Origin of the sequence: Maricaulis sp., assembly GCF_030149515.1 — a bacterium.
Taxonomy (GTDB): Bacteria; Pseudomonadota; Alphaproteobacteria; order Caulobacterales; family Maricaulaceae; genus Maricaulis.
In genome coordinates this window covers 1-19133 of record NZ_JASBRI010000016.1, presented here as the reverse complement: position 1 = coordinate 19133, position 19133 = coordinate 1, and the positions used below count along the sequence as shown (strand labels likewise).

Here is a 19133-nt window from a genome sequence, read left to right as displayed (position 1 = left end):
AAAGCGGCCAGCTTGTCGGTGTTGGCCGCATCCAGCGACATCAGTGCGGCCATGAATTCGACGGGATAGTTCGCCTTGAGATAGCCCGTGCGATAGGCGATCGCGGCATAGGCCGCCGCGTGGGACTTGTTGAAACCGTAGCCGGCGAATTCGGCAACCAGTTCGAAAATATAGGAGGCCTTTTCCCGGCTCACCCCGTTCTTCCCGGCGCCTTCGAGAAAACGGACTTTCTGCTTGTCCATCTCCTCCTTCTTCTTCTTGCCCATGGCCCGGCGCAGAAGATCGGCCTCGCCGAGCGAGTAGTCGGCCAGGATCTGGGCAATCTGCATCACCTGTTCCTGGTAGATGATGACGCCATAGGTTTCCTTGAGAACGCCTTCCAGGTCCGGATGGAGGCAATCAACCTCGGCGCGGCCGAACTTCCGGTCGACATAGACGTCGATATTCTTCATCGGGCCGGGGCGATAAAGCGAGATCAGCGCGATCAGATCCTCGATCGCGTCCGGCTTCATCTTCTTCAACGTGTCGCGCATGCCGGAGCTTTCCAGCTGGAACACGCCGATGGCATGTCCCGATTGCAGGAGCTCAAATGTCGGCTTGTCGTCGAAATCGAGCGCCTCGATATCGGGCACGTCCTTGCCGGCAGAGGCGATATAGCCCAGGGCTCGGGCGATCACGGTCAGGGTTTTCAGGCCCAGAAAGTCGAACTTCACAAGTCCCGCCGGTTCGACCCATTTCATGTTGAATTGGGTGGCGGGAATGTCCGAGCGCGGATCGCGATAGAGCGGGACGAGTTCGGGCAGCGGCCTGTCGCCGATCACCACGCCCGCCGCGTGGGTGGAGGCGTTGCGGAAGAAACCTTCAAGTTTCAACGCCACGGTCAGAAGACTGTCGACAGCATCGTCGTCGCGCCGCATCTCCTGCAGCCGCGGTTCGATGTCGAGAGCCTGGGCCAGGGTGACGGGATTGGCCGGATTAGCGGGCACCATCTTGGCCAGCTTGTCGACCAGCCCCAGGGGCAATTGCAGCACCCGGCCGGTATCGCGCACCACAGCGCGCGCCTGCAGCGTGCCGAAGGTGATGATCTGGGCGACCCGGTCGTGCCCATAGCGCTCCTGAACATAGCGGATCACTTCGCCGCGGCGTTCCTGGCAGAAATCGACGTCGAAGTCCGGCATCGAAACGCGTTCTGGATTGAGGAAGCGTTCGAACAGCAGTCCGAAGCGCAAGGGGTCCAGATCGGTGATGGTCAGCGCATAGGCGACCAGCGAACCGGCGCCTGAGCCCCGGCCCGGGCCGACAGGAATGTCCCGTGCCTTGGCCCACTGGATGAAGTCCGAAACGATCAGGAAGTAGCCCGGAAATCCCATCTGCTTGATGATGTCGAGCTCGAAATCGAGCCGTTCGCGATAGGTCTCTTCCGGCGCAGCGTCGGCACCGGCCGCAAGCCGGGCGCCAAGACCTTCATGGGCACGGGCGGTGAGTTCCTCGGCCTCGTCGCGGCCGCCCTTGGTGGGAAAGGAGGGCAGAATCGGCTTGTGGGTGCGTACACGATAGGCACAGCGCCGCGCAATCTCGACCGTGTTGGCCAACGCTTCAGGCAGATCGGCGAAGCGCTCGCTCATCTCCTGCGGTGACGTCAGATAGTGGTCCTCGGTGACCCGGCGCCGGTCCTGGACCGAGACAAATGAGCCTTCCGAGATACAAAGCAGCGCATCGTGCGCCTTGTGCATGGACGGATCGGGGAAATAGGCCTCATTGGTCGCCACCAGCGGCAGGCCACGGACATAGGCCTCCTCGACCAGCCAGTCTTCGGCCTCCAGTTCCTCGGCCAGGCCATGGCGCTGAAGTTCAATATAGAGCCGGTCGCCGAAAGCATCCGACAGGGCCGAAAGTAGTTTGGCCGCCTCGGGCTGGCGTCCGCCAGTGATCAGCGTATTCAGCACGCCATCCGGCCCGCCGGTCAGGCAGATCAGACCCTGTGCATGATCGAGCACTTTTGCCAGCGGGACATGGGCTTCTTCCGACCCGTCGACATCGCAATAGGCGGCACTGGAAAGCGCCATCAGATTTTCGTACCCGGTGCGGTCCTGAACCAGGAGCACCACTGTGCCCTCCGGTTCGGCGCGCTCACCCGGATGCGGATCGGCAGTGCGGACCGAGAGCGTACAACCAATAATTGGCTGGATCCCCGCTCCGGCCATGATTTCGGAAAATTCCAGCGCGCCGAAAAGATTGTTCGTATCAGTCAGCGCGATGGCCGGCATGCCATGTTCCTGGCAGGCCGACACCATCTGCGGCATACGGATGGCGCCTTCCAGCAGGGAATACGGCGAACGGACCCGCAAATGCACAAAGGGTTGCTTCGCCGTCATCACCCGCTCCACTCGTCCTGTGTGGCCAGCCTGTCGCCATTTCCGGCCCGGCCGGGCCGTCGCATCGAGTCGCTTCCCGCCAGCCTAGACCTATCGGGCAGGGCCGAGAACCGGTTCCGGCAGGCTGGCCGCACACCATTTGCCACCCCTCGCCACACACCCGCCCTCTTTGCGGCGAGATTTCTGTCCACAAGACCGCCCACCACGGCCGGATGTCGCCATGCCGGCATCAACCTCAGCCCCGGAAGTCGCATGACCGCCAGAACCGCCCCGGCAAACCAATACACCCGCCGCACCCTGCTCGTCCTTGCCGCTGCCGCACCGCTGCTACAAGCCAGTGCTCATCTACAAAGCGGAACCGGTCCGGCGCGAGCGGATACGCTGGCACAGGACTTGTTCGCGATCGAAGCTAGAACCGGAGGGCGTATCGGCGTGGCGGCCCTGAACCTGGCAACCGGCCGGGTGTTGTCCCACCGCGGCGACGAGCGCTTCGCCATGTGTTCCACCTTCAAGTGGCTGCTCGCCGGCCTCATCCTCAACCGCGTCGAGCGCGGCGAGGAAGACCTCCAGCGCCGGATCGAATACACGGCCGACGAACTCGTCACCTACTCACCAGTGACCGAGAGACATGCCGGCCGCGGCGGCATGACGATCGACGAGCTGTGCGCTGCCACCATAGGCCGCAGTGACAACACGGCGGCAAATCTTCTGCTTGCCTCGCTGGGCGGTCCTGCAGGCTTCACCGAACGGGTCCGCAGGTTCGGGGACAATGTCACCCGTCTCGACCGGCTGGAGCCGGCCCTGAACGAGAACGCGCCCGGGGACCCACGCGACACGACCAACCCATTGGCCATGATCGGCCTGATGGAACACTTCCTGTTCGGCGATGCGCTCCGTCCGGACAGCCGCAACCGTCTGAGAAACTGGATGATCGCCGCCGATACCGGCCTCACCCGCCTAAGGGCCGGCCTGCCCGACGGCTGGACCGCCGGTGACAAGACCGGCACATCCAACACCGGCGTCAACAACGATGTCGCCTTCGCCATGCCGCCGGAAAACGGCCCGGACGCCGGCCGCGGCCCCGTCCTGATTGTCAGCTTTATCGATGCGCCCGACCCCTTTTCACCGCAGATCAATTCAGCGCACCGGGCGGTGGCCGAAAGTGTGATACAGGCCCTGCTCTAACGCCCGGCGGCCAGCCGCCGCCTGGTCGGCAACCGGCACGTTGCGCGGATCCGCCGGGCGTTAGAGCAGGACCCGCCCTTTGCCTAAGCCGCGCCGAGAACCGATCCCCACATGGCAATCATCCACGCAAAGCCCAGGACGGCAGTGGCGGCGGAAACATCTTGAAGAACACGGCGCATGACACTCTCCCCAACGAGCCGGATACCGGCACAACTCCTTAAGTTCCGGCTTTGTTCTACCACACGCCGGGCACGGATCAAGCAAAATGTTCTTCTTGTGTTCCCCCCTAGTGTTCCGGGATATACGGTGTGAGATGCCCGTCCTCGAAGGTTACGACCCGGTCCATGCGGCTGGCGAGATCATGATTGTGCGTCGCCACGAGGGCTGCTGCTCCGGCCCCCCGCACGGTCTCACGGAAGGCCTCGAATACGGTCGCCGAAGTGCCGGGGTCGAGATTGCCGGTCGGTTCGTCGGCCAGGAGGACGCGCGGCGCATTGGCCAGCGCCCGACCGATGGCAACCCGCTGCTGCTCGCCTCCGGACAGCTGGGAGGGCTGGTGCGTGGCGCGCTCGGCCAGGCCCAGCATCGCCAGGAGTTCGTTGGCACGTTTGACAGCCCTGCTCCGCGAAACCCCGCCGATCAGTTGCGGCAGGACGATATTCTCGCGCGCGTCGAATTCCGGAAGGAGATGGTGGAACTGATAGACAAAGCCGATATCGCGACGCCGGATCGCCGTGCGCTGGCGGTCGGACAGGCCCGAGGTCGCCGCCCCGCCAACCAGAACCTCGCCGGCATCGGGACGCTCCAGAAGCCCCGCAGCATGCAATAGCGAGGACTTGCCCGAACCGGACGGGCCTACAAGCCCGACGATCTCGCCGGGCTGGAGCGTCAGGCAGGCGCCCTTGAGCACATCCAGCGTATCGGCTTCCGTCACATAGGTGCGATGAATGCCGCGCAGTTCGAGAACAGGCTCACTCATAGCGCAGCGCCTCCACGGGATCGAGCCGCGCCGCGCGCCAGGCCGGAGGCAGGGTGACAAGCAGGGAGATTACCAGGCCAAAGACGGAGATGAAGACCACCTCCCCCCAGTCCAGCTTGGCCGGGATACGGTAGAGATAATAGACATTGGGATCCCAGATCGTGGATCCCGTCGTCCAGGTGATGAAATCCTGGATCGGGCCGATATTCGCCACGAAGAGAATACCCAGCAGGATACCGGCTATCGTGCCGCACACACCGATCGAGGCGCCGACGATCAGAAAGACCCGCAGCACCGATGTCTGGGTCGCACCCATGGTGCGCAAAATGGCGATATCCCGGCTCTTGTTCTTCACCAGCATGACCAGGCCGGAAATGATGTTCATGGCGGCAATCGCCACGACAATGGCCAGGATGAGCCGCATCGCTGTGCGCTCGAACTGGAGCGCATTGAAAAAGGCCGGGTCGAGACGGGTATAGTCGTAGACTGAGGCATTGGGCCCGGCGATCTGGGCGATCGGGCGCACGAATTCCGCCGCCGTGTCGGGATCGTCGAGGCGGACATGGATAAGATCGGTCCCCGCCTCGCGCACGAAGAAGAGCCGGCCCTGATCCAGCGGCATGAACGCGACGGAATTGTCGATCGTGGACACGCCTGCAGCCAGGATCGCGCCGACATAATAGGCCTTCTGCTGCGGCCGGGCGCCGAACACGGTGGGTGCGGCGCGCGCTGAGGTGAAGGTGACCCGGTCGCCGACATTCACGCCCAGGCGCCGCGCGACGCCGGCGCCCAGCACGATGACGTCGCCGCCATTGCGGCCTGCGCCGAATTCCTCGAGATCGCCATGGGTCAGGCCCGTGGGACTCTGCGGCGTCTGGTTGGCGATGACGTCCATCCGCGCAAGATCTTCCGGCCGGGTGGCCAGAACCTGAAGGAAGGTCTGATAGCCGCCTGCTGTTGCCATCACCTGGCCTTCGACCACCGGATCGGCGCTCTTTACCCCGGGTATGGCCTCGATTTCCTGCACAAGGCGATCCACATCGTCGGGAAGAATTTGCCGTGTATCGACATAGACATGCGGCTGAAAACCCAAAAGCTGGTTGAACAGCTCGGCGCGGAACCCGTTCATGATCGACATCACCGCGATCAGGCCCAGAACCGCCAGTGTGATACCGGCAAAGGAGATCGAGGCGATCAGCGCCACGCCGCCATGCTTGCGCTTGGCCCGCAAATAGCGAAAGGCGAGCATGAATTCATAGGGCGAAAAGGGATGCGCCCCACCCGTATTCGCCGCTTTCGCCTCAGCCATCGGAAAAGGCCCGTTCGGCCAGACGGTTCACAGCGTCTTCCGGCGACAATTCGAGGGTCTGGCCGGTGCGGCGCACTTTCAGCTCCACCTTACCCTCCTTGAGACCGCGCGGCCCGATGACAAGCTGGCAGGGCAGACCTATGAGATCGGCGGTTGCGAACTTACCGCCCGGCCGCTCTGCCGTATCGTCATAGAGCGGGTCCAGCCCGGCCGCGGACAGTTTCGCATAGGCGTCTTCACAGGCCGCATCCGCTGCGCCGTCGCCGGTGCGCAGATTGAGAATGCCCACGCCGAAAGGCGCCACTTCCTCCGGCCAGATACAGCCCTTCTCGTCGTGATGGGCTTCGATGATCGCACCCAGAAGCCGCGAAACGCCGACACCGTAGGAGCCCATATGCACCGGGCGTTCCTTGCCATCGGGATGAGCGACGAACGCCTTCATCGGCTCGGAATACTTGGTTCCGAAATAGAAAATGTGGCCGACTTCGATGCCGCGGGCCGTCAGCCGGCGGCCCTCGGGCACCTTGGCGAACTCGCCGGCCTCATGCATTTCGTCCGTGGCGGCGTAGAGCGCGGTGCGCTTGTCCACCAGCGGCTGGAGGTCGCTGTCGAAATCTAAATCGGGGCCGGGCGCGCCCATGTCGACAAGATCGGCATGACAGAACACCTCGCTCTCGCCGGTCTCGGCCAGGACGATGAATTCATGGCTGAGATCGCCACCGATCGGCCCCGTATCCGCCTTCATCGGCACCGCCTTGAGTCCCATGCGCGCGAACGTGTTGAGATAGGCCACGAACATCTTGTTGTAGGACTTGCGGGCGGTGTCCTCGTCGAGATCGAAGGAATAGGTGTCCTTCATCAGAAACTCGCGTCCGCGCATGACGCCGAAGCGCGGCCGGATCTCGTCCCGAAACTTCCACTGGATGTGGTAGAGCAGTTTCGGCACGTCCTTGTAGGAGCGGCAATAGGACCGGAAGATATCGGTGATCATTTCCTCATTGGTCGGCCCGAACAGCATGTCACGCTCATGCCGGTCGGTGATGCGCAGCATCTCCGCCCCGTAGTCCTCATAGCGTCCGCTCTCGCGCCAGAGATCGGCCGACTGGATGGTCGGCATGAGCAGCTCGACCGCGCCGGCGCGATTCTGTTCCTCGCGCACGATCTGCTCGACCTTCTTCAGCACCTTGTGGCCCAGCGGCAGCCAGGAATAGATCCCCGCCGACTGCTGGCGGATCATCCCCGCGCGCAGCATCAGCTGGTGCGAGACGATCTGGGCGTCGGAGGGCGTTTCCTTGAGGACCGGCAGGAAGAAGCGGGACAGGCGCATGGGAAGGGGTTCCGCGATAAGAGGTTGTCGTCCCCATTAGACCGGGTTGGGACGCGAAAACAAGGCGGGGATGGCAAGCGCGCTGCAGAGGGCGGGTCAAACGGACAGACACAGTGTCAAGGACCGCAAGGATCGGGTGGGCGCGCGCGGACGGAACGGGAATATCGCGGCATCAACCAAGGAGTCCTCGCCCATGTCCTTCCGTATCACCGGCCTTTCGCCCGACGCCTTCACCCCCTATTTTGGCTTGCCCGACGATTCCCTCGCCGAACTCGGTATCGTCCGCAAGACGGTTACTGCCAAGCCCGGCTTTCCCTGCCGCATCACCCTGGAAGATGCCGAGCCGGGCGAGACTGTGCTGCTGCTCAATCATGAAAGCCACAGCGCTCAGACGCCCTATCGCTCGTCCTATGCGATCTATGTGCGGGAGAATGCACCTACACAGGCCACTTATGTCGACGCGGTCCCGCCGGTACTGACCGGCCGCCCGATCGCGCTGCGCTTCTTCGACAAGGACGGCATGCTGGTGGGCGCAGACCTGGTGCTCACCGGCGATCCGCGTGAGGCGATCGCGCACGCCTTCGACCGCCGGGATGTCGCCTATATCGATGCACACAATGCGGCACATGGATGTTTCGCAGCGCGGGTGGAGCGGACCTGACGGTTTTCCTCTCCAACGAAGGTCGGGCAGGAAACTATCCCCAACTCCCGTCCGTCGGCATGTATTGTGCGGCCAGACCGCTGTCGGTGACGATGTAATAGACGATCCAGATGCAGCTGGTGATGATAGTCGTCCACCAGGCCTTTTTCATCAGCATGGGGGCGACGGGGGCGCCGGGTTCGGAGCCCTCCTGCACCTCGCCCGCTTCCTCCTGCGACCGCACGCCTATGGGCAGCATGGTGAAGATTACCAGCCACCAGACGATCAGGAAGACGACCAGCCCGTTGACCACGCCCACCCCGTCATCGCGGATCACAAAGCGTGACAGCCAGAGGATCAGGGCCAGGCCCGGCGGCCCGTATTGAATATAACGCATCATCGCTTGGGTTCCTGCATTAATTCAACCAGTTGCCCATGCGAATTCTTCGGATGAATGAAGATAACCGGCACACCATGGGCCCCGATATAGGGCTCGCCCGTGCCGAGGACCGTGGCGCCCTTGGCCAGCATGTCGTCCCGTGCGGCGAGAATGTCGGGCACTTCGAAACAGAGATGATGCTGGCCGCCCTTGGGATTGCGATCGAGAAATTTGTGCACCGGACTGTCATCGCCCAGGGGCTCCAGCAGCTCGATTTCCGTGTTGGCGAGGTGGACAAAGGCGACGCGTACCCCCAGATGCGGGAAATCCCTCGTCTCGGTGGCTTCGTCCGCTCCGTAGAGCGTGGCATAGGTCAGCTTGGCCGCTTCGATATCCGGCACCGCCACACCGACATGATTGAGGCGTCCGATCTTCATGTCTCAAACCTCCAGCAACATAACTTCCACCCAGGGCTTCTTGCCCCAGATACGGTTGGCATCGCGGCGGACAGCGCGGCGTACCTCTTCCTCCACCATCTCGGCATCCTTGCGGCTACGCACCGACAGCCGGTCAAAGGCCCGCTCGGCCTCGTCGGCGAGGGCATCGAGAAACTCGTCGAGCGAGAGCAAGGCATCCTCCGCCACGCCCATGGCGCGCACGTCGGGCCCGGCGACGAGATCGCCCTTCCTGTTCACCGCCAGCGCGACCGTGACCTGGCCCGCATAGGCCAGCTTGCGGCGCTCGCGCATGGAATCCGCATCGGCGTCGGTGATGAAATTGCCGTCCACATGCAACCGGCCTGACGGCGCCTCGTCGACGATGGAGGCGCCACCATCGGCGCGGATCTCCACCAGATCGCCATTGCGGACGGTGACGGCATGCGGCACCTGCAGCTCCCTGGCGAATGCGGCATGTTCGATCAGGTGACGCCGTTCGCCATGCACAGGGATCGCCACTTTCGGCTGGGCCCACTGATACATCTGGGCCAGCTCGTCGCGGCAGGGATGGCCGGAGACGTGCACAGGCCGGCTCTTCTCGGTGACGATTTCCACCCCGCGCTCGGCGAGCCGGTTCTGCAACTGGAAAATGCCCAGATCGTTGCCGGGAATAACCCGGCTGGAAAAGATCACCGTATCGCCTGAGCCCAGGGTGACGTTGCGGTGATTGCCCTCGGCGATGCGCGACAATGCGGCGCGCGGTTCGCCCTGGGAGCCCGTACACAGATAGAGGATCTTCTCCGGCGGGAAGAAGCCAGCCTCTTCCTCACCGACAAAATCCTGAACGTCATGCAACAGGCCAACGGATTTGGCCGCCGCGGTCATGCGGTGCATGGAACGCCCGACCAGGCAGACTCGGCGCCCGTTCGCCTCGGCGGCATGGATCGCCGACTGCAAGCGGGCGACATTGGACGCGAAGGCGGCTATGGCGACCTTGCCGGTCCGGTTCTCGCCGACAACCTTGATCAACTCCTCACGGACCCCGGCCTCCGACCCGCTTTCGCCGGAGGAAAAGACGTTGGTCGAGTCACAGACCATGGCCAGAACCCCCTCCTCGCCCATCGCGGTGAGCGCGGAAACGTCGGTGGTTTCGCCGATCAGCGGATCAGGATCGATCTTCCAGTCGCCGGTATGCAGCACCAGACCCGCCGGGGTGCGAATGGCCAGGCCATTGGGTTCGGGGATGGAATGGGTCAGTGTGACCAGCTGGATGTCGAACGGACCCAGTTCGAAACGGCTGTCGAGTGCGATCTCGTGCAGTTCGACCTCGTCCTGCAGACCGTATTCCCGCAGCCGGTCACGCACCAGCCAGGCGGTGAAGGGGGTGGCCCAGATCGGACAGCGCAGCCGGCGCCAGAGATGCGCGACCGCGCCCATATGGTCCTCGTGAGCGTGCGTGAGCACCATGCCCAGCAGGTCATCCCGCCGCTCTTCGATGAAGCGCGGATCAGGCATGATCAGGTCGACGCCCGGTGTGGAAAGATCACCGAAGGTGACGCCGCAATCGACGATGATCCACTTCGTGCTCTCCTCCGGCCCATAGCCGTAGAGATTGAGATTCATCCCGATTTCGTCGGACCCGCCCAAGGGCAGGAAATACAGGCTATCGGTCGAGGCTTCCGCCATTGAGTTTCCAGACTTCCATGAGGCCCCGGATGGTCAGATCCGGGTCGTAGTGGTCGATGGTGCGCGAGGCGCCCTCGAACAGGGAGACAACGCCGCCTGTGGCGATCACGGTCCAGGTGCCGCCGAGTTCGCTCCTGAGCCGGTTTACCAGCCCGTCGATGAGATCGATATAGCCCCAGAACACTCCGGACTGCATCGCAGAAACCGTGTCCTTTCCCATCACACGCTGCGGCCTGGCAATGGCGACGCGAGGCAGTTTGGCGGCGGCCAGGTGCAGCGCCTGCATGGACAGATTGATTCCCGGCGCAATGATGCCGCCCTCGAAAGCGCCATCCGCGGCAATAACGTCGAAGGTCGTCGCCGTACCGCTGTCGATGATGATCAGCGGACCGTCATAGACGGAACGCGCGCCCAGCGCATTGACCAGGCGGTCGGCGCCGGCGTCCTGCGGGCGGTCCAGGCGCACCTCGATATTCATCAGCACGCCAGGCTCGCCGACGATAACCGGTTCGGCCCTGAAATAGCGGCGCGAGAGATTGCGCAGATTGAACAGGGCCTGCGGCACCACGGTAGAGATCACGCAGCCGGTCACGTCCGAGAGCTTGAAACCCTGCAGGCTCATCAGCTGGGAGAGCCAGACGGCGTGCTCGTCCGCCGTACGTGTGGAATCGGTGCCGGAGCGCCATTGCGCAACCCAGTCCCGGCCGTCATGGACGGCGAACAGCGTATTGGTATTGCCGCAATCGATTGCGAGCAGCATGGGTATCCTTTCCTCCCGCCTACGCTTTCGTCCGGTCCGGGAAGAAAACGTCTCCTGCGGAGATATACCGTCGCCCGCCGCCGTCCAAGTCCAGCCGCAAGGCACCATCCGGCCCCAGATCGGCGAAGGTTCCGGTGAGTGTCTCGCCCTCCAGGCGTGCTTCGCAGCGCTCGCCCAGCCCATGCGCACGCGCCAGCCAGCTGTCGCGGACCGGACCGAACCCGTCACGCAGCCAGCGCACCCGCCAGGTCTCGAAGGCTCCGATCAGGACATCCAGCGCCACTTCACGTGTCAGCGAGGCGCCGGCCGCAGCCAGCGAGATGGCCGGCCGTTCGGCATCTGCGGGATGGGCCGCCAGATTGATCCCGATACCCACTGCGATCCACAGACCGCCCCCCGGTGCCTGTCCGGATTCCAGCAGGATGCCGGCGGCCTTGCGCCGGTCGACAAGCACGTCATTGGGCCATTTCACACGCGTGCGCACAGGGTCCCCGAGCGCTGTATCGCAGACGTCCGCGACCGCCAGTGCTGCAGCGAAAGACAGCTCCGCAGCGCGGGCGGGGTCACTCTGCAGCGTGTAAAGACCGGTGGCGAAGAGATTGCCCTCCAACCCGCTCCAGGCCCGGCCGCGACGGCCACGACCCGCACTCTGGCGCTTTGCCGCGATCCACAACGGCCCGCGCTCTCCCGCCCCGGCCCGCAGCCGGGCATCGGCATTCGTCGATGCGGTTTCCTCGAGCCAGTCGATAGCGGGCGCGGTCAAGGCGTCAGAGCGTCGCCAGACCGACCGAATAGGCGCGGAAGACCAGCCAGCCCAGTACCGGCAACAGCAGCACGGTGGACAGGCCCGCCAGGCGCGTCACCCAGTAGATGCTGAGCGAGGCCGGTACGAATTCCACATCGCCATCGTCGAACCAGACCGTCTTCACGACGCGCAGATAATAGGCCGCGCCGACTACGGAAAAGAGCACGGCCAGGACGGCCAGGACCAACAGGTTCGCCTCGACCGCGGCGTAGATCAGGAAGAATTTCCCGAAGAACCCAACCATGAAGGGCAGGCCGCCGATGGAGAACATCAGCGCCGTGATCGACCAGCCCAGGCCCGGATTGCGCTGGGCGACGCCGGCCAGGTCGGAGATCTGCTCGACCATGCCCTCGCGGGTGCGCATCGAGAGGATCGCGCCGAAGGAACCGACCACGGAGATCATGTAGAGCGTCATGTAGACCAGGAGCGCCCACATGCCGGTCTGGCTGGCTGCCGCGACGGCGACGAGGGCATAGCCCATGTTCGCGATCGAGGAATAGGCCATCAGGCGTTTTATATTCTGCTGCGTCAGCGCGCCGAAGGAGCCGATCGCCATGGACAGCGCCGCGATTATCCAGATCACGTCCCGCCATTGCTCGACCATGCCGCCGAAAGGTTCGACCAGCACACGCGCCAGGAGCACGATGGCGGCGAATTTGGGTGCGGTCGCGAAGAAGGCCGTCACCGGGGTCGGCGCACCCTCATAGACGTCCGGCGTCCACATGTGGAACGGCGCGGCGGAGACCTTGAAGGCCAGTCCGCAGATCACGAAAACCAGGCCGAAGATGAGGCCCACGGACGGCCCGCTTTCCACGGCGATGGCGATCTCGTTGAAACCGGTGGCGCCGGCAAAGCCGTAGACCAGGGACGAGCCGTAGAGCAGCAGGCCCGAGGAAAGCGCGCCCAGTACGAAATACTTCAGGCCCGCCTCGGACGCGCGCAAGCTGTCGCGGTTGAAGGCAGCGAGCACGTAGAGCGCCAGCGACTGCAACTCGATACCCATATACATGGCGATGAGATCGTTGGCGGAAACCATCATCATCATACCGGTCACCGCCAGCGCGACCAGGATCGGATACTCGATCTTGCCCAGCCTCTCCGCCTTCAGATACGGCATGGCGAGCAGCATGGCGATCGCCGCGACAATACCGATGGCGACCTTGGAGAAGCGCGCCAGACCGTCAAAGATGAAACCGCCGTCAAAGGCCGTACCCTCGCCCGTCACCAGGAAAAGTGCGCCCAGACCGGCCGCAACCAGCAGGCCCACGGTGAACCATTGCACCAGCTTGTTGGCGCCCTCGCCTTTCATGAACACGCCCAGCATCAACAGCGCCATGGCGCCGCAGGCCAGAAGGATCTCGGGGATGAGGAGCGACAGGTCCCGGGAAAGCATGTCCGCCGTCATGGCTAGGCCTCTCCTACTCAGCCGGTGCGGCCAGCGCCGCATCGTAGTTTGAAATCAGATTGTCGACCGAGGCCGCAGTGATGTCGGTGACGATAGTCGAGGACAGACCCAGCCACAGCGTCATGATCACCAGCGGAATGAAGATCGCCCATTCCATACGGTTCAGATCGGTGATGTTTTCCAGCTTGGGATTGGTCATCTCACCGAACACGACATTGCGATAGACGGTCAGCATGTACATCGCCGACAGGATCACGCCGAAGGCTGCGCCGAAGGCGATCCAGGCACTCACCTGATAGGCACCGACCATGGTCATGATCTCGCCGACAAAGCCGGAGGTGCCGGGCAGGCCGACATTGGCCATGGTGAACAGGGCAAAGATCGCCGCATAAACCGGCATGCGGTGCACCAGGCCGCCATAGAAGGCGATTTCGCGGGTGTGCATGCGGTCATAGATGACCCCGACGCACAGGAAGAGCGCGCCCGAGATCACGCCGTGCGAGATCATCTGGAAGATCGCGCCCTGCACCCCGACATCGTTCATCGCAAACAGGCCCATCGTCACGAAACCCATGTGGGCGACGGAGGAATAGGCGATCAGCTTCTTGATATCGGTCTGACGGAACGCCACCAGCGAGGTGTAGATAATGGCGATGATCGACAGCACGAACACCATCGGCGCGAAATAGTCGGAGGCGTCCGGGAACATCGGGATCGAGAAACGCAGGAAGCCGTAACCGCCCAGCTTCAGAAGCACGCCGGCCAGGATGACCGAACCGGCCGTGGGGGCCTGAACGTGGGCATCCGGCAGCCAGGTATGGACCGGCCACATCGGCATCTTCACCGCGAAGGAGGCGAAGAAGGCCAGCCACATCCACATCTGCGCATTGCGCGCAAACTCGGTCTCCAGCAGCACGGTGATATCGGTCGTGCCGGCCTGCAGGAACATGAAGACCATCGCCACCAGCATCAGCACCGAGCCGAGCAGCGTATAGAGGAAGAATTTGAACGCGGCATAGATCCGGTTCTGACCGCCCCACACGCCGATGATGATGAACATCGGGATGAGTCCGCCTTCGAAGAATATGTAGAAGACGACCAGGTCCAGTGCACAGAACACGCCGATGATGAGCGTTTCCAGAAGCAGGAAGGCAATCATGTAGTCGGCGACGCGCTTCTCGATAGCGCCGGAGGCCATGATACAGATCGGCATCAGGCCCGCGGTCAGCAGCACGAACAGAACCGACAGCCCGTCTACACCCATGCGATAGCCCAGCCCGATCTGTTCCAGCCAGGTCACTTCATGGACGAACTGGAACCCGGCCGTCTCGCGATCGAAATTCGCCACCATGATGACCGACAGGGCCAGCGTCACCATCGTCGCCACCCAGGCGACGAGGCGCGAATTCTTGTCGATCAGGGCCTGGTCCTCAGGCCGGGCGGTAAAGCGGAACAGCGCGATGACCAGCGCGCCGATGGCCGGGACGAAGGTCAGGATCGAAAGAAAGGCTTCGAACTCGCCAAACATCTATTGGCCTCCCGCGCTGAACTGGACCCAGACCAGAAGACCCAGGACACCGATCAGCATCACGAATGCATAATGGTAGAGATAGCCGGACTGGGTCTTGGCCAGGCGTTTCGCGGCGGCCAGTGTCGTGCCCGCAACCCCGTTCGGGCCGAAACCGTCGATGATCCGCATATCCCCGATTTTCCAGAAAAGATCGCCCAACGCCCGCGAGCCGCGCACGAAGACGAAGTTGTAGAGCTCGTCGAAATACCACTTGTTGTAGAGGAAGGAATGGAGCGGACCGCCGCGTGCGGCGATGCGCGCGCCCATGCCTTCATTGACGACGTAGAACCAGATCGCACCCAGAAAACCGAGCACGGTGGCAATGAAGGGCGAGAGCAGCACCCAGGCCGGCGGGTGGTGTCCGCCGCCATGATCGCCCTCCTCGGCATGCTCCGCCGCTTCGGCATGGCGGTCGGCCGCATGAGTATCGGCGGGAGCCGCGTGGGCATCGGCCGGTTCGGCGTGCGTGTCTGCGGCATGATCGCCGGCCGCACCGTGATCGCCCTCGCCGGCCACGGCAGGACCGTGAGCCCCCGCATGCAAAGCCTCGCCCCAGAAACGGTCGGCCTCATCCCCGATGAAGCTGGACTTGAACAGGCCGCCGGCCAGTACGGCACCGACAGCCAGCACAATCAGCGGGATCGCCATGGAAGCACCCGGATCGTGTGCATGATCGTAGACATCTTTCGGGCCGCGATAATGGCCGTGGAAGGTCATGAAGATCAGCCGCCAGGAGTAGAAGCTGGTCAGAAGCGCCGCGAACACGCCGATCCAGAAGGCCGGAATGCCGAAGAACACGCCTTCGCGGCCCGCCATGAACGCGCCCTCGATGATCGCATCCTTGGAGAAGAAGCCGGCAAAGCCGAGATCCCAGGGCAAAAGGCCCAGCGCCCCGAAGGAGAAGCCGACGCCGGTCAGCGCGACGGTGCCAACGATCATCATCGCCCAGGTAAAGGGCATCATCTTGTAGACGCCACCCATTTTGCGCATGTCCTGCTCGTCGTGCAGGCCGTGGATCACGGCGCCCGACCCCAGGAACAGGAGCGCCTTGAAGAAGGCGTGGGTGAACAGGTGGAACATCGCCGCGCCGTACAGGCCCAGCCCGGCAGCAAAGAACATGTAGCCCAGCTGCGAACAGGTGGAATAGGCGACGACCCGCTTGATGTCGTTCTGCGCCACGCCCACGGTCGCCGCGAACAGCGCGGTAACCGCACCGATTACGGTGACAACCGCGGATGCGCTCGGCGCCGCCTCGTAGATCGGGAAGCAGCGGCAGACCAGGAACACGCCTGCCGTCACCATGGTGGCGGCGTGGATCAGCGCGGAGACCGGCGTGGGCCCTTCCATCGCGTCCGGCAGCCAGACGTGCAGGAAGAACTGCGCCGACTTGCCCATGGCGCCGATGAAGAGAAGGAAGGCGATCAGTTCGATCGCGTTGAATTCCATGCCGAGGAAAGCCAGCGTCGTCCCCGTTTGCGAACCGACCTGCGCGAAGACGTCGTCGAAGGAGACGGTGCCGAACACCAGGAACAGCGCCATGATGCCCAAGGCAAAGCCGAAATCGCCGACCCGGTTGGTCACGAAGGCCTTGATGGCGGCGTCGTTAGCCGACTTCTTCTTGTACCAGAAGCCGATCAGCAGGTAGGAGGCGAGGCCCACACCTTCCCAGCCGAAAAAGAGCTGGAGGAAGTTGTCGGCTGTCACCAGCGCCAGCATGGCGAAGGTGAAGAAGGACAGGTAGGAGAAAAAGCGCGCCCGGTGCGGGTCGTGGGACATATAGCCCCAGGAATAGACGTGCACCAGCGAGGACACCGTGTTCACAACGACCAGCATGACGGCCGACAGGCTGTCCAGCTTGATCGCCCAGGAGACGTCGAAATTGCCGACGCTCATCCAGGTCGCGACATGGATGGTCTGGACATTGCCGCCCACGGTGACATCGAAGAAGACGATCCAGGACAAGACCGCAGCCAGCAGCACCGTACCCGTGGTGACGATCTGCGCGGCGCGGTGGCCGACATAATTGCCGAACAATCCGGCGAAGGCCGAGGCAAGGAGCGGCCCGAAGACGATAATTGGTGCCATGATCCCCTAGCCCTTCATCAGATTGACGCCCTCAACCGAGATATCGCCCCGGTTGCGGAAATAGACGACGAGAATGGCCAGGCCCACGGCGGCTTCGGCCGCGGCCACGGTCAGCACGAACAGGGCGAAGACCTGCCCGGCCAGATCCCCCAGGAAAGACGAGAACGCGACCAGGTTGACGTTGACCGACAACAGGATCAGTTCGATCGACATCAGAAGGATGATGACATTCTTGCGGTTCACGAAGATGCCGAACACGCCGATGGTGAAGAGCACCGCGGCGACGGCGAGATAATGCCCCAGCCCGATCTCCATCATTCTCCAATCCCCTGTCCCGGCTTGATATCCAGCATTTCAACGGCGTCCTTGCGGTCGCGGCCGACCTGGGCTGTCACGCTCTGGCGCTTCACGCCCGGCTTGTGACGCAGGGTCAGCACGATGGCGCCGATCATGGCGACCAGCAGGATGAGGCCCGCGGCCTGGAAGAAATAGACGTACTGATCGTAGATGACCGTACCCAGCGCCTCGATATTGCTCATTCCCTCGGGCATGGCCGCGGCACGCAGCGCTTCGGCCTGAGGCGCAGCCTCCCAGTTCAGACCGATCATCGCCAGCTCGGCCGCCAGAACGATACCGATCAGCCCGCCCAGCGGCAGATAGCTCAAAAAGCCCTGCTTCAGCTCGGCGAAGTCGATGTCCAGCATCATCACGACGAAGAGGAACAGCACCGCGACCGCGCCGACATAGACGACGATCAACAGCATCGCGAGAAATTCAGCGCCCAGAAGGACAAAGAGACCCGCGGCCGAGAAGAAGGCCAGGATCAGGAACAGGACGGACCTCACCGGGTTGCGGGCGACGACGACCATCAAGGCCGACGCGATCGCCACTCCGGAGAAAGCCCAGAAGGCCAGGTTTGCGAGCATGATGCCCTCTTCCGTTTCAAGTCTGTCGGCGCGGCCTAGCGGTACGGCGCGTCGAGTTCCAGGTTTCTGGCAATTTCCCGTTCCCAGCGATCGCCGTTCTCGAGCAGTTTTGCCTTGTCGTAGAAAAGTTCCTCGCGGGTCTCGGTCGCGAACTCGAAGTTCGGACCTTCCACGATCGCATCCACCGGGCATGCCTCCTGGCAGTAGCCGCAATAGATGCATTTGGTCATGTCGATATCGTAGCGCGTGGTGCGCCGCGATCCGTCGGCCCGCGGCTCGGCCTCAATCGTGATCGCCAGCGCCGGGCATATCGCTTCGCACAGCTTGCAGGCGATACAGCGTTCTTCCCCGTTGGCATAGCGGCGAAGGGCGTGTTGGCCGCGAAAGCGCGGGCTGAGCGGCCCCTTCTCGAAGGGGTAGTTCACTGTCGCCTTCTTCTGGAAGAAGTAGCGCATACCCAGAGCAAAGGCGGACCAGAAGTCCATCAGAAGGGCGCCGCGAATGGTCTGTTGCAGTCTGCTCATGACACTTATCCTTGCGGGCCATAGACGACGGCAGCGCCGACGAGGGCGACCGCAGCCAGCGAGGTCGGCAGGAAGATTTTCCACCCCAGGCGCATCAGCTGGTCATAGCGGTAACGCGGCACCAGCGCTTTCACCATCGCGAACATGAAGAAGAAGAAGACAACCTTGGCGGCGAACCAGAAGAAGTGCCAGGCGTGCGAGGCCAGGTAGGGCCAGTCGCCGACAAACCCGTCCGGGAAAGGCGCATGCCAGCCGCCGAAGAAAAGGATCGTCGTCATCGCACACATCAGCACGATGTTGAGATATTCGCCGATCATGAAGAGAAGATACGGCGTCGAGGAGTATTCCACCTGATAGCCGGCGACGAGTTCCGATTCCGCTTCCGGCAGGTCGAAGGGCGGCCGGTTGGTCTCTGCCAGCGCCGAGACAAAGAAGATCACTGCCATCGGGACCATCACCAGGAACATCGGCAGCGGGAAGGCGTGGAAGGCCAAGAGATTCCAGTTCCAGAAACCGCCCGCCTGGATATCGACGATGTCGCTGAGGCGCATCGAGCCGGCAAACAGCAGCACGGTGACGATGATGAAACCGATCGACACTTCGTAGGAGACCATCTGGGCGGCCGAACGCAATGCACCCAGGAAGGGGTATTTGGAATTCGAAGCCCAGCCGCCGATAATGATGCCGTAAACGCCCAGGCTGGACATGGCGAAGAGGTAGAGGATACCGACATTGATATCG

General features: G+C 63.0%; 18 protein-coding genes. 2 read left to right on the top strand and 16 right to left on the bottom strand.

All coding sequences use genetic code 11. The annotated features are described in order from the left end of the window. Positions 1 to 2378 (bottom strand): DNA polymerase III subunit alpha (dnaE, locus tag Q1U94_RS07330; RefSeq protein ID WP_366917271.1); only part of this gene is annotated, 2378 nt, incomplete at its 3' end. Positions 2379 to 2627: 249 nt separating this feature from the next. Between dnaE and bla the strand changes: the two genes are divergently transcribed. After that, positions 2628 to 3560 carry a class A beta-lactamase gene (bla, locus tag Q1U94_RS07325; RefSeq protein WP_300543053.1) on the top strand — a complete coding sequence of 311 codons (933 nt, stop codon included), beginning with the start codon at positions 2628 to 2630 and terminating at the stop codon, positions 3558 to 3560. Positions 3561 to 3846: 286 nt separating this feature from the next. Here bla and Q1U94_RS07320 read toward each other — a convergent pair whose 3' ends face one another. From Q1U94_RS07320 to proS, 3 genes are read right to left on the bottom strand one after another with little or no spacing between them, the layout of a single operon-like run. Continuing rightward, positions 3847 to 4539, bottom strand: coding sequence for an ABC transporter ATP-binding protein (locus Q1U94_RS07320; RefSeq protein WP_300543052.1), 693 nt, complete (start codon positions 4537 to 4539; stop codon positions 3847 to 3849). Further along, positions 4532 to 5848: a lipoprotein-releasing ABC transporter permease subunit gene (locus Q1U94_RS07315; protein WP_300543051.1), complete on the bottom strand. Its 1317-nt coding sequence runs from the start codon at positions 5846 to 5848 to the stop codon at positions 4532 to 4534. Before Q1U94_RS07315 ends, Q1U94_RS07320 begins: the two co-directional genes overlap by 8 nt. Beyond that, positions 5841 to 7175, bottom strand: coding sequence for a proline--tRNA ligase (gene proS, locus Q1U94_RS07310; RefSeq protein ID WP_300543050.1), 1335 nt, complete (start codon positions 7173 to 7175; stop codon positions 5841 to 5843). The genes Q1U94_RS07315 and proS overlap by 8 nt, the downstream gene beginning before the upstream one ends. A 193-nt stretch (positions 7176 to 7368) precedes the next feature. On the opposite strand from proS, the gene Q1U94_RS07305 reads away from it, so the two are divergent. Next, positions 7369 to 7836, top strand: a complete 468-nt coding sequence (locus tag Q1U94_RS07305; RefSeq protein ID WP_300543049.1) for a DUF1203 domain-containing protein — start codon at positions 7369 to 7371, stop codon at positions 7834 to 7836. A 34-nt stretch (positions 7837 to 7870) separates the two neighbouring features. Here the strand turns inward: Q1U94_RS07305 and Q1U94_RS07300 are convergent, their stop codons facing one another. From Q1U94_RS07300 to Q1U94_RS07245, 12 genes are all read right to left on the bottom strand, one after another. Next, complete coding sequence (locus Q1U94_RS07300) at positions 7871 to 8215, bottom strand: DUF1467 family protein (protein WP_300543048.1); 345 nt, start codon at positions 8213 to 8215, stop codon at positions 7871 to 7873. After that, positions 8212 to 8631 carry a methylmalonyl-CoA epimerase gene (gene mce / locus Q1U94_RS07295; RefSeq protein ID WP_300543046.1) on the bottom strand — a complete coding sequence of 140 codons (420 nt, stop codon included), beginning with the start codon at positions 8629 to 8631 and terminating at the stop codon, positions 8212 to 8214. The genes Q1U94_RS07300 and mce overlap by 4 nt, the downstream gene beginning before the upstream one ends. Before the next feature lie 3 nt (positions 8632 to 8634). Beyond that, positions 8635 to 10317 (bottom strand): ribonuclease J, encoded by a 1683-nt coding sequence (locus Q1U94_RS07290; RefSeq protein ID WP_300543045.1) that lies wholly within the window; start codon positions 10315 to 10317, stop codon positions 8635 to 8637. Continuing rightward, complete coding sequence (locus Q1U94_RS07285) at positions 10295 to 11077, bottom strand: type III pantothenate kinase (RefSeq protein ID WP_300543043.1); 783 nt, start codon at positions 11075 to 11077, stop codon at positions 10295 to 10297. The genes Q1U94_RS07290 and Q1U94_RS07285 overlap by 23 nt, the downstream gene beginning before the upstream one ends. A gap of 19 nt (positions 11078 to 11096) precedes the next feature. Next, a complete protein-coding gene (locus Q1U94_RS07280; RefSeq protein ID WP_300543042.1) occupies positions 11097 to 11840 on the bottom strand; it encodes a biotin--[acetyl-CoA-carboxylase] ligase in 744 nt (247 codons plus the stop codon). A 4-nt stretch (positions 11841 to 11844) separates the two neighbouring features. Further along, complete coding sequence (gene nuoN, locus Q1U94_RS07275; protein WP_300543040.1) at positions 11845 to 13287, bottom strand: NADH-quinone oxidoreductase subunit NuoN; 1443 nt, start codon at positions 13285 to 13287, stop codon at positions 11845 to 11847. 13 nt (positions 13288 to 13300) lie between these two features. Beyond that, the gene (locus Q1U94_RS07270; RefSeq protein ID WP_300543039.1) at positions 13301 to 14815 is read right to left on the bottom strand and encodes an NADH-quinone oxidoreductase subunit M; all 1515 of its coding nucleotides are present in this window, start codon (positions 14813 to 14815) and stop codon (positions 13301 to 13303) included. Next, on the bottom strand, positions 14816 to 16942 hold the full coding sequence (gene nuoL, locus Q1U94_RS07265) for an NADH-quinone oxidoreductase subunit L (protein WP_300543038.1): 2127 nt from the start codon (positions 16940 to 16942) through the stop codon (positions 14816 to 14818). Positions 16943 to 16948: 6 nt separating this feature from the next. Further along, the gene (nuoK, locus tag Q1U94_RS07260; RefSeq protein ID WP_300543056.1) at positions 16949 to 17257 is read right to left on the bottom strand and encodes an NADH-quinone oxidoreductase subunit NuoK; all 309 of its coding nucleotides are present in this window, start codon (positions 17255 to 17257) and stop codon (positions 16949 to 16951) included. Further along, on the bottom strand, positions 17257 to 17868 hold the full coding sequence (locus Q1U94_RS07255; RefSeq protein ID WP_300543037.1) for an NADH-quinone oxidoreductase subunit J: 612 nt from the start codon (positions 17866 to 17868) through the stop codon (positions 17257 to 17259). Before Q1U94_RS07255 ends, nuoK begins: the two co-directional genes overlap by 1 nt. 35 nt (positions 17869 to 17903) lie before the next feature. Then, positions 17904 to 18392 carry an NADH-quinone oxidoreductase subunit NuoI gene (nuoI, locus tag Q1U94_RS07250; RefSeq protein WP_300543035.1) on the bottom strand — a complete coding sequence of 163 codons (489 nt, stop codon included), beginning with the start codon at positions 18390 to 18392 and terminating at the stop codon, positions 17904 to 17906. Between the two features lie 5 nt (positions 18393 to 18397). Next, positions 18398 to 19133 (bottom strand): NADH-quinone oxidoreductase subunit H (locus Q1U94_RS07245; RefSeq protein WP_300543033.1); only part of this gene is annotated, 736 nt, incomplete at its 5' end.